Raw genomic sequence first — 14,580 nt, forward strand, 5'->3', positions numbered from 1 at the left:
CGAAAGGTCTCCTGTCGGAAGGTCAGTCGGGCCGGTCAGTCCTGCCGTATCCAGGCGCCCAGCAGACGCGGCAGGTCGCCGAAGCGGGCGATCAGCCCGAAGATGGTCGCGGTCAGCAGCACGAACAGCACGGTGACGGCGGCCATGGTCGGCGTGTAGCCGTAGCGCAGGGCGTTGAAGATCTTGATCGGCAGCGTTTCCAGCGTGAAGCCGGCGACCATGTAGGCGACGATGTATTCGTTGAGCGACAGCACAAAGGCGAAGGCGAAACCGGAAATCATGTATGGCCGCACCAGCGGCATCACCACCGTCCGCAGCACGGTGCGGTCGTCGGCCCCCATGGTCGAGGCGGCCTCGACAAAGCTGCGGTCCACCGCGCCGAAACCCAGCGACAGCGTGACCAGCGGCAGGGTGACGAAGAAGACGGCGTGGCTGACCACCACCGTCCACGGCTCGCCATACTGCCCGAAGGTGGACCAGAAGCTGAGGAACCCCAGCGCGGTGATGACCGGCGGCAGGATGAAGGGGGCCATGCCCAGCACCTCGAACGCCCGCGCCCAGGGCGCCCGCCAGCGCCAGATGAACCACGCCAGCGGAAAGGCGATGGCGACCGCCAGCGCCGCCGAAGACGCCGCCACCACGAGGCTGGCGACCAGCGCCCCGCGCCAGCCGGGATCGGTGAAGACCTCGGCATACCATGCCAGCGACAGACCCTTGGGCGGGAAGTCGAGCGAGCGTTTGGCGTTGAGCGACACCCCCGCCACCACCAGGATCGGTGCCGCCAGGACGAGGCCGATCAGGCCGGCCATCAGGCTGTTGAGCCAGCGCAGCATCACGCCTCCTCCTTGCGTCCGAACAGCAGGGACAGCCCGACCAGCGCCAGACTGACCAGCACCAGGAAGACCGCCATCGCCGCCGCGAACGGCATGTTGGACTGGTAGATCGCCTGATCGGTGATCAGCACCGACAGGGTCCAGTGCTGCGGCCGTCCCAGAAGCTGCGGCAGCAGGTAGCTGCCCAGCGCGAAGACGAAGGCCATGATCAGGGTGGCAACGATGGTGTTGCGCTGGGCCGGCACCACCACGGTGAAGAAGGCCTTGAGCGGCGAGGCCCCCAGCGTCCGCGACGCCTCCACCAGCGCCGGGTCGAGCCGGGCCAGCGCCGGATAGAGCACCAGCACGGTGTAGGGGAAGGCCTGATAGACCATGCCGGCCAGCAGCGCGCCGAAGCTGGGCGACAGCGATTGCGGCTCCGCCATCAGGCCCACTGCCACCAGCAGGTTGGTGATGCCGGCGGTGCGCGACAGCAGGGTCGACCAGGCGAAACCGATGATCACCTCCGACAACGACAGGATCGACAGCAGGAAGACCAGCCAGCGCACCTGTGCCGCCCGCGGCAGCCGCGCCAGCCGGTAGGTGAAGGGGAAACCTATGCCGACGGCCACCACCGCCACCAGCGCCGCCAGTTCCAGCGAAAAGGACAGCACGCCGCCGAAGAAGGCGCTGAGGAAGCGTTCGTAATTGGCCAGCACCAGATCGGGCTCATAGAAGCCGCCGGGGATCCGGCGGGCGACGCTGACCGCGATCATCAGGCCGAAGGGAATGACGAAGAAGACGACCAGCATCAGCGCCGGAAACAGGATCGGCGCATGTTCGCCCAGGCTGCGGGGGGCGCGGCGGATCATGACGCCCTCCCCTCCGGCGGCAGCACGACGCAGGCCTCGGCCGGAATCTCGACGATGACGGCGGCGCCCGGTTCGACCGCCGGGCGGTCCTGCGGCCGGGTCAGCGCCACGATCTCCCGCCCGGCGACATCGATACGGAATTCGACGCTGGCGCCGAGATCACGGACGAAGGACAGGGTCCCGGCCAGCCGGTTGGCAGCATCCCCCTGCCCGCCGGACGCAACCGCCGGATGCAGCAGCACCTCCTCCGGTCTGACCGACAGCAGGGCGCGGCCGTGCGGCGGCAGTCCGGCCAGGGCCAGTTCGCCTCCCGGCACGCTGGCGCGGCCGGGGGCCGTCACCTCGCCTTCCAGCAGGTTGGTCATGCCGATGAAGTCGGCGACGAAGGCGTCGGCAGGCTGGCGATAGACCTCCATCGGCGGGGCGGCCTGACGGATCCGCCCTTCCGACATCACCACCACCAGATCGGCCATGGTCATCGCCTCGCGCTGGTCGTGGGTGACGACGATGGTGGTGATGCCCAGCCGGCGTTGAAGCTGCTTCAGTTCGATCTGCATCGCCTCGCGCAGCTTGGCGTCGAGCGCCGACAGCGGCTCGTCGAGCAGGAACAGCTTCGGCTCCAGCGCCAGGGCACGGGCGATGGCGACGCGCTGGCGCTGGCCGCCCGACAGCCGCGACACCGGCCGGTCGGCCATGCCGGGCAGGCGCACCAGCTCCAGCAGGCTGTCCGCCTTGCGGCGGCGCTCATCGGCGGGAACGCCGCGGATGCGTAGGGGGTAGGCGATGTTCTCCCCGGCGCTGAGATGGGGGAACAGGGCCAGCGACTGGAACACCATGCCGAAATCCCGCTTATGGGCGGGGGTCGCGGTGATGTCGCGGTCGTCGATCAGCAGCTGACCGCCGGAAGGTTCCTCCAGCCCGGCGATCATCCGCAACAGCGTGGTCTTGCCGCAGCCGGAGGGCCCCAGCAGACAGACGAACTGACCGTGCGGGATGCGCAGGCTCGCCCCATGCACCGCGGTGAAGCTGCCGTAACGCTTGGTGAGACCGTCGAGAACGAGGGCAGACATGGGCGGGCCTTCGGATCGTTCGGAAAGGACGGAGCCCTTCCCCCCGCACTTGGGGGAGAAGGGCGCTCGTGGGTCAGCCCACGATCATTTCCGTCCATTTCTGGTTCAGCCAGTCGGCCTTCGACACATAGAGGTCATAGCGCGGAACGATGGGCGCCAGATCGGAGGAGACCGCGGCGAACTCCTTGTCGGTCAGGTCGGTGGCCGACCGGTCGATGGTCGGCGAGGTGCCGACCTTGCGCGACAGCAGCGCCTGGATTTGCGGCTGGCACATGTAGTCGATGAAGACGTGGGCCAGATCGGCGGCCTTGGAGGCCTTGGACACCGCCCAGCTGCCGGAATCGAGGATGCCGCCCTCCTTGGGGAAGGTGGAGCGCACCGGATGGCCGTCGGCGGCGGCAAGGCCGGTGACGTCGTGGTAATATTGCCCCATCGGAACCTCGCCGGACTTCAGCGCCGCCTCGAACTGCGCCTCGTCGCGGTACCAAAGCTTCACATTGTTCTTCAGCTCGGCCAGCTTCTTGAAACACTCCAACTGGCCCTGTTCGCTGTCGAGATGCTTGGGGCCGCCGAAGAAGGTGGCGGCGGTCACGTCCAGCAGGAAGGAGTTGGAGACCAGCGCCAGCAGACCGAGCTTGTCCTTGTTGGCCGGGTCCCACAGCGTTGCCCAGCTTTCCGGAGCCTGGGGGTAGCTCTTGGTGTTGGTCACCAGGGTGATGTACCAGGACACCGCACCGATGCCGGACAGCCGGCCGTCGGGATACTTGTTCATCAGCGCCGGCTTGACCTTGGCGGCGTTCGGCAGCCTGGCGGGATCGAGCGGCGCCCACAGCTCTGCGGCCATGCCCTTCAGCATCGCCACCTGGGACATCATCGACACGTCGGCCGGAGCCTGCTTCGCACGGGCCGCCTGCTCAAGCTGGATCAGCCACGCCTCGCCCGTCGGTTCGGCCACCGCCTCCACCGCGATTCCGGTCGCCTTGGTGAAGTCCGGGAAGATGTGCTTGTCGAAGCTGTCCTTGAAATAGCCTCCATACACCCCGACCTTCAGCGACTTCGATTGGGCCCGGACGATGGAGGGAAACCCCACCGCCCCCACCGCCGCAGCTGCGGTCGCCACGCCCGCCCCCGCCAGCACCGCCCGCCGGCCCAATCCCCTGCCCAGTCCCGCGCCGATCGTCATAGCGTGTCTCCCTCTCGCCGTTGGTCAGCCCCGATGGAAATGCATGACGGAAGTAGACGGCGACTTTGCGTTCCCACACATCCCGAATTTTTTGTATCTTACTTCGACAGGAGCCGAAGTAAGTCCGGCCCAGACCCCATCCAGGCCGGAGGACTTCCGACACCATGAGCCGGATGACCATCGAGACCGCCGATCTGCGGCTCTTTCGCCTGTTCATGACGGTGGTCGAGGCTGGTGGCTTTACTGCGGCGCAAGGCGAACTGAACCTGTCGCTTTCCACCATCTCCACCCATTTCGCCGAACTGGAAGGGCGGCTTGGGGTGCGGCTGTGCCGGCGCGGCCGCTCCGGCTTCAAGCTGACGGAGGAGGGGCAGGCGGTCTATGACGAGCTGCGGCGGGTGTTCGACACGCTGGACCGCTTCGGCGCCCGCGTGCGGGGACTGCGTGACCGCCTGACCGGAACCCTCAGCATCGGACTGGTGGACAACACGCTGACCGACGCCAATTTCCCGCTGGAGCGCGTGATCACCCGCTTCGCCGACGCCGCCCCCGAGGTCAACCTGTCCATCTCAACCCGGCCGCCCAACGAACTGCTGCGCGACGTGGTCGGCGGCGAGTTGCACCTCGCCATCGCCAGCTTTCCGCGGATCGTGCCCGGCCTCTCCTACATCGACCTCTACACGGAAACCAACCTGTTCTATTGCGGGTCCGGTCATCCGCTGTTCGACCGTCCGGACGACATGGTCGATCTGGACGAGGTGCGTCGTCACCGGCTGGTCGCCCGCAGCTATTGGGGGGCGCGCGACATCAAGATCTTCGCCATCAGCGCCCCGCATGCGACCGTCGGCGACATGGAGGGCGCCGCCCGGCTGATCCTGTCCGGCCGCTATCTCGGCTATCTGCCCGACCATTACGCCGCCCCCTTCGTCCAGGCCGGACGGCTGCGCCCCCTGCTGCCACGGGTGCTCTCCTATCACTCGCCCTTCCAGATCGCCGTCCACAGCGAGCGGGCCAGGACGCCGGTGGTCGATCTGTTCATGACCCTGACGCGGGAGGAGATCGCCAGCCGCTGATTGGCCGCCGCCGATCCCCCGTCAGATCTCTTCGCCATGGTGGGATTTGGTATACCATCACGGTGAACGGTGGAGGATGCCCGCGCATCCGGCCCTTCACCGCAAAAAGCCAATATCGGGGAGTCGACGGAGACCATGCGCAACTTCGAAGAACCGGGCCGGTCGCTCGCCATGGGGCGCAACGGCATGGCCGCCACCTCGCACCCGGCGGCAACCCTGACGGCGGTGGAAATCCTCAAGGCCGGCGGCACGGCAATCGATGCGGCGGTGGCGGCCTGCGCGGTCCAGAGCGTGGTCGAAGCCGGATCGACCGGGATCGGCGGCGACTGCTTCGCCATGGTCGCTCCGCAGGGTGGGACCGACATCCGCGCCTACAACGGCTCCGGCCGCACCCCGGCGGCGATGACGCTGGAGCGCCTGCGGGCGGCGGGCGTCACCGCCATCGACCGCCACTCCCCCCATGCGGTCACGGTGCCGGGCGCCGTGGATGCCTGGGCGCGGCTGGTCGCCGACCATGGCCGCCTGCCCCTCAGCGAGATCTTCGCCCCGGCCATCGCCATGGCACGCGAAGGCTACGCGATCACGCCGCGGGTATCGCACGACCTCGCCCAGCAGACCGATCTGCTCCGCCGGAACCCGGCGGCCGCCGCCACCTTCCTGGTGGACGGAGAGGCCCCCGCGGCCGGCACCGTCCAGACCCAGCCGCTGCTGGCCGATACGCTGGAAACCATCGGGCGCGAAGGGCCGGACGCCTTCTACCGCGGTGCCGTCGCCGAAGACATGGTGGAGTGCCTGCGGGCGGCGGGCGGCTTCCACAGCCTGGAGGATTTCGCCGCAGCCAGGGGCGAATATGTGACGCCGATCCGGACCGACTATCGCGGCCGCACAATCCATGAATGCCCGCCGAACGGACAGGGCATCATCGCCTTGATGATCCTGAACATCCTCAAGCGTTTCCGCCCCGCCGGCGATCCGCTCGACCCCGACAGCCTGCATGTGGAGATCGAGGCGACGCGGCTCGCCTATGCCGCGCGCGACGCCTTCCTGGCCGATCCGGCGCAGACCGGACCGTCGATGGTGGAGCATCTGCTATCCGATGCGCTGGCCGACCAACTGGCCGCCCGCATCGACACCGCCCGCGCGCTGGAAATCGGCAGAGTGTTCGACGCTGTCGAGCACAAGGACACCGTCTACATCGCCGTGGTCGACAAGCAGCGCACCGCCGTCAGCTTCATCAGCTCGATCTTCCATCCCTATGGCAGCGGGCTGATGGCGCCACGCTCCGGCGTGCTGTTCCACAACCGGGGCCAGAGTTTCTCCCTGGTCGACGGGCATCCCAACATGGTGGCGCCGCGCAAACGGCCGATGCACACCATCATTCCGGGCATGGTCAGCGAAAACGGGCGCGTTAGCCTGACCTTCGGCGTCATGGGCGGGCATTACCAGGCGATGGGCCATGCCCATTTCCTGTCCAAGCTGTTCGACCATGGGCTGGACATCCAGAGCGCCATCGACCTGCCACGCCTGTTCCCCCTGCCCGGCACACTCACCGTGGAGGCGGAGACGGCGATCCGCAGCAGGGTGGGAGCGGAGTTGGCCCGCCGGGGCTTTACCGTGACGGCGCCCACCGGGGCCATCGGCGGTGCTCAGGCCATCGCCATCGACTGGGAGAGCGGAACCCTGCTGGGCGGCTCCGACCACCGGAAGGACGGGTGCGCGCTGGGCTACTGACGGTCCATCGACGGCGATACCGTGCAAAGGACCATGGTCGCCACACCATGGTCCTTCGACTACGAAGCAATGTCGGTTGACAGGTCCGTCATTGCGGCTCACATTGTCAACAATCGACTGTCTACGGCGAGGGCGCATGTCCGACGGAGCGAAGGGCAAGGCTGCGGGATCGGTCCTGGCACGCGTGCCGAAAGCGACCTTCCGCGCCCACATTGCGGACGGGTTGCGGGCCGCGATCCTGAACGGCGACATCGAGCCCGGCGCACAGCTTGTCGAAACGGCGCTCGCCGACCAGTTCGGGGTCAGCCGCGGCCCCTTGCGCGAAGCCATGCGGCAGCTGATCGACGAAGGGCTGCTGATCGCCGTGCCCTACACCGGCACCCACGTCGTCGGCCTGTCGGTCGATGACGTGCGCGAAATCTATTCGATGCGCGTCACCCTGGAGATCTTCGCCTTCGAGCAGATATGGGCGCGCCGGGACCAATCCTTCCGCCAGGGCCTCGTCGCCCGGCGCGATGCGCTCACCGCTTGCATCGACGCCGAGGACGATGCCGCCAGCATCGTCGCCGAGCTGCAACTGCACGGCTTCGTCTATGAGGCAACCGGGCACAAGCTGCTGATCCGGACCTGGGACAGCATCCGCGGACGCTTGCAGCTTTATTGGGCGGCGCACCACCGGGCGCACGGCATCCGCGGCCCGCGCCGCGACGGTCATGACCGCTATGTGGAGATGGCGCTCTCCGACGATTTCGACGCCCTTAAGTCCGAAATCACCGACCACATGGCCCGTGGCGGCCGGCAGACCGAAGAGTTCCTGCGGGGCCGCGAGGCCCGCGCCGTCCAAGGTTCGTGACCGACCGCCGCCGACCGGACCGACAAAAAGACGACGAACAGACAGAGGAGGCTTTGAGATGACCATCGACCAGGGAAAAATCGGCCGCAGGACCCTGCTCGGCCTTGCCGCCGGCGCCGCCGCTGGCGCTGCCGTCGGACTGTCGGCTCTGCCGGCATTCGCCGCCTCGCCCTCCACGCTCGACAGGGTCAAGGAGAGCAAGCGCCTGCGCATCGGCGTGACCTCGGCCGAGCCCTGGTTCTTCAAGGATCCGATGACCGAAACCTGGACCGGCGTCGGCGTGGCGATGGGGCAGCGGCTGGCCGCCAGCCTCGGCGCCACCCTGGTTCCGGTGGAAACGACCTGGGCCAACGCGGTGGGCGCGCTCCAGGCCGACCAGATCGACCTGATGTTCGTCCTCGACCCGACCGAGGAGCGGCGCAAGGCCATCGACTTCCCCGACGCCCCGCTATTCTACTATGCCATGGGCGCGCTGGTGGCCGGCGATTCGACCATCAAGAGCTGGGCGGACATCGACAAGCCGGGCCTGCGCATCGGCGTGACGCTCGGCACCTCGCTGGACAAGAACGTGACGGCGATGGTGAAGCAGGCGGCGATCAATCGCTTCTCCAACAATGACGAGACCATCGCCGCCTTCGCCGCCAAGCGCATCGATGTCGCCGTCCAGTTCCACCCGGCGCTCGTCGTCCAGCAGACCCGCCTGCGGCTGGGCAAGGTCATCCTGCCCGAACCGGTGGAGCCGGTGGCCACCAGCGTCGGCCTGCGCAAGGAGGAGAGCCCGGCCTTCCGCGACTGGCTGGATGGGCAGCTGAAGACGCTCTACGCCGACGGCGTCCCCGACCAGCTGTTCGCCGGCTATCTGAAGTCGAAGAACGTCGATGCCTCGAAGATTCCGGGCCTGATCAAGGAAGCCTGGCACTGACAGCGCGAGGCGGCGGAGCGATGCCGGTCCGCCGCCATTCCGCATCGGTCCGTTTGTCGGAAGTGGCCATCCACAAGGACGCCGCATGAGCTACCAATGGGATTTCTCGCCGGTCCTGACGCGATGGCCGTTGCTGCTCGACGGTCTGCTCAACACGGTGAAGATCGCGGCAATCGCCATCGTCTTCGGCGTCCTCGTCGGGCTGGTCCTGGCTCTGCTGCGGCTGTCGCCGCGCCGGGCTCTGCGCCTGCCGGCGGCGGTCTTCGTCGAGTTCTACCGGAACACGCCGCCCATCGTGCATTTCTTCTGGTTCTTCTACGCCCTGCCGGTGGTGCTGAACATCAGTCTCGATCCGCTGATCGCCGCCGTGCTCGCCCTGTCCACCCAGTCCGGCGCCTTCTATGCCGAGGTGTTCCGCGGTGGCATCCGCTCCATCGAGCGCGGCCAGTGGGAGGGGGCGAAGGCGCTGGGGATGACCCACACGCAGCTGATGCGGCGCATCGTGGTGCCGCAGGCGGCGACGCGCATGGTCGCTCCCTTCGTCGAACGCTCTTTCGAACTGATCAAGACCACGGCGCTCGCCTCCACGCTTGCCTACGGGGAGCTGCTCTATCAGGCGATGATGGTGAACAGCGAAACCTTCCGGCCGCTGGAGGTCTACACCGCCGTCGCCCTGCTCTATCTCGTGCTGCTGGTCTCGTGCAGCGCGCTGTCCCGGGTCGCCGAAGCGCGGCTGACCGCCTACCGCTGAGGAGACGAAGAGATGGACTACGCCTTCGACTTCGCCCTGGTGGTGGAGACCTTCCCGATCCTGATGCGCGGCTTCGTGGTGACGCTGGAGCTTTGGCTGCCCAGCCTCGCCATCGGGCTGGCCGCCGGGCTCGTCCTGGCGCTCGCCCGGCTGTCGCGCAGCCGGCTGCTGCGCGGCGGCAGCCTCGTCTACATCGAGCTGTTCCGCGACACGCCGGTGCTGATCCAGCTGATCTGGTTCTACTATGCCTTCCCCATCCTGATCGGGTTGCAGTTGTCGCCCTTCACGGCAGCGCTGCTCGCGCTGGCGCTGAACACCTCGGCCTATGGGGCGGAGATCTTCCGCGGCGGCATCCAGTCCATCGCCCGCGGCCAGTGGGAAGGGGCCAAGGCGCTGGGCATGCGGCACGCCGACGTGCTGCGCCGGATCATCCTGCCGCAGGTCTTCAAGCTGATGCTGCCGGCCTTCACCAACCGCGCGGTGGAGGTGGCGAAGATGTCGTCGCTGGCCTCCGTGCTGTCGGTTCATGAGCTGATGTATCAGGGCCGGCTGCTGAGCTCGACCTACTACCGTCCCTTCGAAATCCTCACGACCGTGGCGGTCGTCTATTTCGTCCTGATCTATCCGGCCACCTTCCTGTCGATGACCCTCGAACGCCGCATGGCCGGCAAGGGCTGACCGTCATGCAAGCGGAGACTCCGTCCATGCCAGATCCCATAATGCCGGTGTCGATCCCGCCGGCCTCGCAGGTCCCGGCACCGCCGATCCTCCAGGTGTCCGGCCTTCACAAATGGTTCGGTGCGCTGCATGTGCTGCAGGGCATCGATTTCTCCGTGGCCGCCGGCGAGCGCGTCGCCATCATCGGCGGCAGCGGGTCGGGGAAGAGCACCTTCCTGCGCTGCCTCAATTTCATGGAGATGCCGACCGCCGGCCGGATCGCGCTCGACGGCACGCCGCTGGGCCGCGCATCCGCCGGCAAGCCCGACGAGGTGCACTATCCCGAAAGCGAGCTGTGCCGGGTCCGCGAGCGCGTCGGCATGGTGTTCCAGCAGTTCAACCTGTTCCCGCACATGACCGTGCTGGAAAACGCCATGGAAGGGCTGGTCACCGTCAAGCGGATGAAGAAGGCGGAGGCGCGCGAGCGGGCCCTGCGCGAGTTGGACAAGGTCGGGCTGGGCGGCAAGACCGACGTCTATCCCGGACGGCTATCGGGCGGCCAGCAGCAGCGCGTGGCCATCGCCCGCGCGCTCGCCATGGAGCCGGAGATCCTGTTGTTCGACGAACCGACCTCCTCGCTCGACCCCGAACTGGTGGGCGAGGTTCTGCGCGTCATCCGGCAACTGGCGGAGGAAGGGCGGACCATGTTGCTCGTCACCCACGAGCTAGGTTTCGCCTACCATTTCGCCACCAAGGTGATCTTCCTCGCCGACGGTGTCTTCCACGAGGTCGGGACACCGGACGAGGTGCTGAAGCATCCCAGACAGGAGCGCACGCGCGCCTTCCTGGAGCGCTTCACCGAATTTTCCTTCTGAGAGCATCCGTAAAAACAGGCGGCGCAAAGCTGGTGGCCGCCGGGAAAGGGTACATACGATGGTTTCCAACAGCACGGTCAGCCAGACCAGTTCGCAGGGTTATGTCGACGACAGCCGCAACGACGAGGTGCTGATCTATGTGAACGGCGCGTTCTTCCGGCGCGACGAGGCGAAGATCTCGGTCTTCGACGCCGGCTTCGTGCTGGGCGACGGGGTGTGGGAAGGGTTGCGGCTGGTCAAGGGCCGCATCCTGGCGCTGGACGACCATATGGACCGGCTGTACGAGGGCGCCAACGCCATCCAGCTCGACATCGGCATGACGCGCCAGGAACTGGTCGCGGCGATCCAGGCCACGCTGGACTGCAACGGCATGACCGACGGCGCCCACATCCGCCTGATGGTCACCCGCGGCCGCAAGAAGACGCCCAACCAGGATCCGCGCTTCGCGCTGGGGCAGGCGACCATCGTCATCATCGCCGAATACAAGGCGCCGAAGCCGGAATCGAAGGCCAAGGGACTGACGCTGTTCACCTCGACCATCCGGTGCAGCGGCCCCGACGTCTTCGACCTGCGCCTCAACTCGCACAGCCGGCTCAACTTCATCCAGGCGCTGATCCAGGCGATCAATGCCGGCGCCGACGAGGCGCTGATGCTCGACCCCCACGGCTTCGTGGCGAGCTGCAACTCGACCAACTTCTTCATCGTCCGCAAGGGCGAACTCTGGACCTCCACCGGCCGCTTCAACTTCAAGGGCATCACCCGCGCCAAGACCATCGATCTCTACCGCAAGGACGGCCGCACGGTGCGCGAGCACGACTTCACCCTGGCGGAAGTGTATGGTGCGGACGAAGCCTTCGTCACCGGCACGCTGGGCGGAATCACGCCGGTGGTGCGGATCGACGGCCGGCAGATCGGCGACGGCAAGCCGGGGCCGGTCACCGCGCACATCGCCGAGCTGTATGCCCGGGCGATGCTCGGCTGACGGCTGGGCCGTCCACGCACCCCAATGCCGGAGGCGGCGCGCCGTCGCATGTTCCAATCGCTGAAAGCCAGGCTGTCCCGTCCGGAACAGCAGGATCCGGGGATCCGGGCCCCGGCCTGGCTGCGCGCCTTCGTGCGCGGCGACGAGATCTGGCTGGCGGTGCTGGCGGCCGGCATCGGCATCGTCGCCGCCTGCCTGGTTGCCGCCATCGTCACGGCGGTGCAGTCGCTCCATCACATCCTGTTCGCGGTGGAGGGCCATGACGTCAGCGGGGCCGCCGCCGTCGATCCCTGGCGGGCGATGCTGGTCCCGGTCGCCGGGGGCTGCCTGATGGCGGGGCTCGGCTGGCTGCTCGCCCGGCTTCCCCGCCTGTCGATCATCGATCCGGTGGAGGCCAACGCGCTGCATGGCGGGCGCATTCCCATCCACGGCAGCCTGCTGCTGGTCCTGCAAACCATGCTGTCCAACGGCTTCGGCGCCTCGGTCGGCATGGAAGCCGGCTATGCCCAGGCCGGCGCGATGGTGGCATCCAAGCTCGGCCGCATCTTCCATGTCCGGCGCGGCGATCTGCGCACGCTGGTCGGCTGCGGCACCGCGGCGGCAATCGCGGCGGCCTTCGACGCGCCGCTGACCGGCGCCTTCTATGCCTTCGAGCTGGTGATCGCCAGCTACTCGATCTCCACCCTGGCCCCGGTCGGCGTCGCCGCCATGACCGGGGTCGGCGTCATGCGGCTGATCCTGCCGCAGCCGTCCTTGCAGGTCGGCTTCGCCGGCAGTCTCGGGGCGGCCGACTACGCGCTGGTCTGCCTGATGGGCGTGCTGTGCGCCCTGCTCGGCATCGCCATGATGCGGACGGTCGCGCTGGTGGAGACGGTCTTCAATCGCAGCCGCGTTCCGGTCTGGGCGCGGCCCATCGTCGGCGGATGCTGCATCGGGCTGCTGGCGCTCGCCACGCCGGCGGTGCTGTCGTCGGGCCATGGGGCGCTGCATGTCGGCTTCAACGCCTATTACACCGCCCCGGTCCTGCTGGCGCTGATCGGGCTGAAGGCGCTGGCCTCGGCGATCTCCATCGGGTCCGGCTTCCGCGGCGGCCTGTTCTTCGCCTCGCTGTTCCTGGGGGCGATGCTGGGCAAGCTGGTCGCCATTGGCTGGATGCTGGCGGTCGGGCTGACCATCCCGGCGGTGGTGATCGGCATCGTCGGCATGTGCGCCATGGCCACCGCGGTGCTCGGCGCGCCGCTGACCATGGCCTTCCTCGCCCTGGAAGTCACCGGCAGCCTGCCCCTGACCATCGCGGTGCTGGCGGCGGCGGTGGTGTCGTCGATCACCGTCCGGCGGGTCTTCGGCTATTCCTTCGCCACCTGGCGCTTCCATCTGCGCGGCGAGTCGATCCGCAGCGCCGCCGACGTCGGCTGGATCCGCGACCTGACGGTCGGGCGCATGATGCGCAAGGACGTCCGCACCGTGCGCGACGACCAGACGCTCGCCCAGTTCCGCCGCGCCTTCCCCCTGGGGGCGACGCAGAGGGTGATCGTCGTCGATCAGGCCGACCGCTATGCCGGGATCGTCTTCGTCTCCGATGCCCACCGCGAGACGGCGGAGACGGCCGAACTCGCCGACCTCATCCGCCTGAAGACCAAGGTGCTGCTGCCCAACGTCAACATTCGCGAGGCGATGAAGAGCTTCGCCACGGCAGAGAGCGACGTGCTGGCGGTGGTGGATGGCCCCGACCGGATGCGGGTGATCGGGCTGCTCACCGAACAGCACGCGCTGAAGCGCTACAACGAGGAGCTGGACGGGCGGCTGCGCGAGGGCGGCCTGCTATGAGGAGCGCAGCGCAACCAGATGCCCGCGATCACGGACCGGCTGCGGCTCCATCCCGCCGGCTTTCCTCGACCACCCAGCGGTGGAAGCGGTCGTGGCGCTCATCCGTCCCACGCCGGCTGGGAACGACGAGGAAATAGCCCCTCTCCGTCTGGATCGGCCGGTCGAGCAGCGAAACCAGATGCCCGTCCCGCATCAGGTCGTCGATCAGCGGGCTCCATCCCAGCGCCACCCCCTGGCCCATCAGGGCAGCCTGCAAGACCAGCGGATAGTTGTTGAAGGTCAGCTCCTGGCCGCCGGCCGGCATCGGCAGCCCGTGCAGGGTGAACCAGTCGCCCCAGGACAGCCACGCAGCCGGCCCGACGCTTTCCAGATGCAGGAGCGGCAGCGATGACAGGTCGGCCGGGTTACCCGCGCCCTCGGCGGCATGCGGAGCCCGGCTCGCCCGGAAAGCCGGGCTGCAGACCGGCAGTACCCGTTCCGGGAACAGCAGTTCCGCCTCGCAACCGGGCCAATGGCCGTGCCCGAAGGTGATGGCGATGTCCGCCGCCTCGCGGCGCAGGTCGATTGCGGTCTGCATCGTCACGATCCGCACGTCCAGTTCGGGCAGCAATTGGCGCAGGGCGCTGAGACGCGGCAGCAGCCAGCCGGCGGCGAAGCCGAAATCGGTGGCGACGTTCAGCACGCCCGGCCGGCGCCGGTCACGGATGCGGGTCACCGCATCGCCGATGCCATCGAGCGCGTCGCGCGTCGCCTCGTAGAGCCGCACGCCGTCCGGCGTCAGCGCCACCCCGCGGTGCAGGCGGCGGAACAGCGGCGTCCCCAGATCGGCCTCCAGCCAGCCGATCTGGTGGCTGACGGCCGACTGGGTGCAGGCAAGCTCTCGGGCGGCGGCGCTGAAGCTGAGCAGCCGGCCGGCGGCCTCGAAGAATAGCAGGGTGCGCAGCGGCGGCAGGCGGTCCTTTCCCATGAGCA

At 68.0% G+C, this 14,580-nt stretch carries 14 protein-coding genes; 9 read left to right on the forward strand and 5 right to left on the reverse strand.

Translation table 11 applies throughout. The features are described 5' to 3' along the window. Nucleotides 1-35: 35 nt before the first annotated feature. The 4 genes from VH569_RS21450 to VH569_RS21465 form a co-directional block, all read right to left on the reverse strand. Nucleotides 36-833, reverse strand: coding sequence for an ABC transporter permease (locus tag VH569_RS21450; protein WP_423317755.1), 798 nt, complete (start codon nt 831-833; stop codon nt 36-38). Next, nucleotides 833-1,684, reverse strand: a complete 852-nt coding sequence (locus VH569_RS21455; RefSeq protein ID WP_098736408.1) for an ABC transporter permease — start codon at nt 1,682-1,684, stop codon at nt 833-835. The genes VH569_RS21450 and VH569_RS21455 overlap by 1 nt, the downstream gene beginning before the upstream one ends. Then, entirely contained in the window at nt 1,681-2,754 is a 1,074-nt protein-coding gene (locus VH569_RS21460) for an ABC transporter ATP-binding protein (RefSeq protein WP_423317757.1), read from the reverse strand. The genes VH569_RS21455 and VH569_RS21460 overlap by 4 nt, the downstream gene beginning before the upstream one ends. Nucleotides 2,755-2,827: 73 nt before the next feature. Beyond that, a complete protein-coding gene (locus VH569_RS21465; protein ID WP_423317759.1) occupies nt 2,828-3,937 on the reverse strand; it encodes an ABC transporter substrate-binding protein in 1,110 nt (369 codons plus the stop codon). Between the two features lie 164 nt (nt 3,938-4,101). On the opposite strand from VH569_RS21465, the gene VH569_RS21470 reads away from it, so the two are divergent. The 9 genes from VH569_RS21470 to VH569_RS21510 all read left to right on the forward strand — a co-directional run bounded on the left by VH569_RS21470 (nt 4,102) and on the right by VH569_RS21510 (nt 13,608). Next, nucleotides 4,102-5,010: a LysR family transcriptional regulator gene (locus VH569_RS21470; RefSeq protein ID WP_423317761.1), complete on the forward strand. Its 909-nt coding sequence runs from the start codon at nt 4,102-4,104 to the stop codon at nt 5,008-5,010. 135 nt (nt 5,011-5,145) lie between these two features. Continuing rightward, nucleotides 5,146-6,741: a gamma-glutamyltransferase family protein gene (locus VH569_RS21475; RefSeq protein ID WP_423317763.1), complete on the forward strand. Its 1,596-nt coding sequence runs from the start codon at nt 5,146-5,148 to the stop codon at nt 6,739-6,741. Nucleotides 6,742-6,877: 136 nt separating this feature from the next. Further along, nucleotides 6,878-7,594 carry a GntR family transcriptional regulator gene (locus VH569_RS21480; RefSeq protein WP_423317764.1) on the forward strand — a complete coding sequence of 239 codons (717 nt, stop codon included), beginning with the start codon at nt 6,878-6,880 and terminating at the stop codon, nt 7,592-7,594. A gap of 58 nt (nt 7,595-7,652) precedes the next feature. Then, nucleotides 7,653-8,516 carry a transporter substrate-binding domain-containing protein gene (locus tag VH569_RS21485; RefSeq protein ID WP_423317766.1) on the forward strand — a complete coding sequence of 288 codons (864 nt, stop codon included), beginning with the start codon at nt 7,653-7,655 and terminating at the stop codon, nt 8,514-8,516. Nucleotides 8,517-8,601: 85 nt separating this feature from the next. Next, nucleotides 8,602-9,267, forward strand: a complete 666-nt coding sequence (locus VH569_RS21490; protein ID WP_423317767.1) for an amino acid ABC transporter permease — start codon at nt 8,602-8,604, stop codon at nt 9,265-9,267. A 12-nt stretch (nt 9,268-9,279) separates the two neighbouring features. After that, on the forward strand, nt 9,280-9,945 hold the full coding sequence (locus VH569_RS21495) for an amino acid ABC transporter permease (protein WP_423317769.1): 666 nt from the start codon (nt 9,280-9,282) through the stop codon (nt 9,943-9,945). A gap of 26 nt (nt 9,946-9,971) precedes the next feature. Further along, nucleotides 9,972-10,799, forward strand: a complete 828-nt coding sequence (locus tag VH569_RS21500) for an amino acid ABC transporter ATP-binding protein (RefSeq protein WP_423317771.1) — start codon at nt 9,972-9,974, stop codon at nt 10,797-10,799. A 58-nt stretch (nt 10,800-10,857) separates the two neighbouring features. Then, nucleotides 10,858-11,781 (forward strand): aminotransferase class IV, encoded by a 924-nt coding sequence (locus tag VH569_RS21505; RefSeq protein ID WP_377805335.1) that lies wholly within the window; start codon nt 10,858-10,860, stop codon nt 11,779-11,781. A 48-nt stretch (nt 11,782-11,829) separates the two neighbouring features. Beyond that, on the forward strand, nt 11,830-13,608 hold the full coding sequence (locus tag VH569_RS21510) for a chloride channel protein (RefSeq protein WP_423317773.1): 1,779 nt from the start codon (nt 11,830-11,832) through the stop codon (nt 13,606-13,608). A 28-nt stretch (nt 13,609-13,636) separates the two neighbouring features. Here VH569_RS21510 and VH569_RS21515 read toward each other — a convergent pair whose 3' ends face one another. Beyond that, complete coding sequence (locus tag VH569_RS21515) at nt 13,637-14,575, reverse strand: choline sulfate utilization transcriptional regulator (RefSeq protein WP_423317775.1); 939 nt, start codon at nt 14,573-14,575, stop codon at nt 13,637-13,639. Between the last annotated feature and the right edge of the window lie 5 nt (nt 14,576-14,580).

Origin of the sequence: Azospirillum sp. 11R-A (assembly GCF_049472615.1) — a bacterium.
GTDB classification, from domain to species: domain Bacteria; phylum Pseudomonadota; class Alphaproteobacteria; order Azospirillales; family Azospirillaceae; genus Azospirillum; species Azospirillum palustre.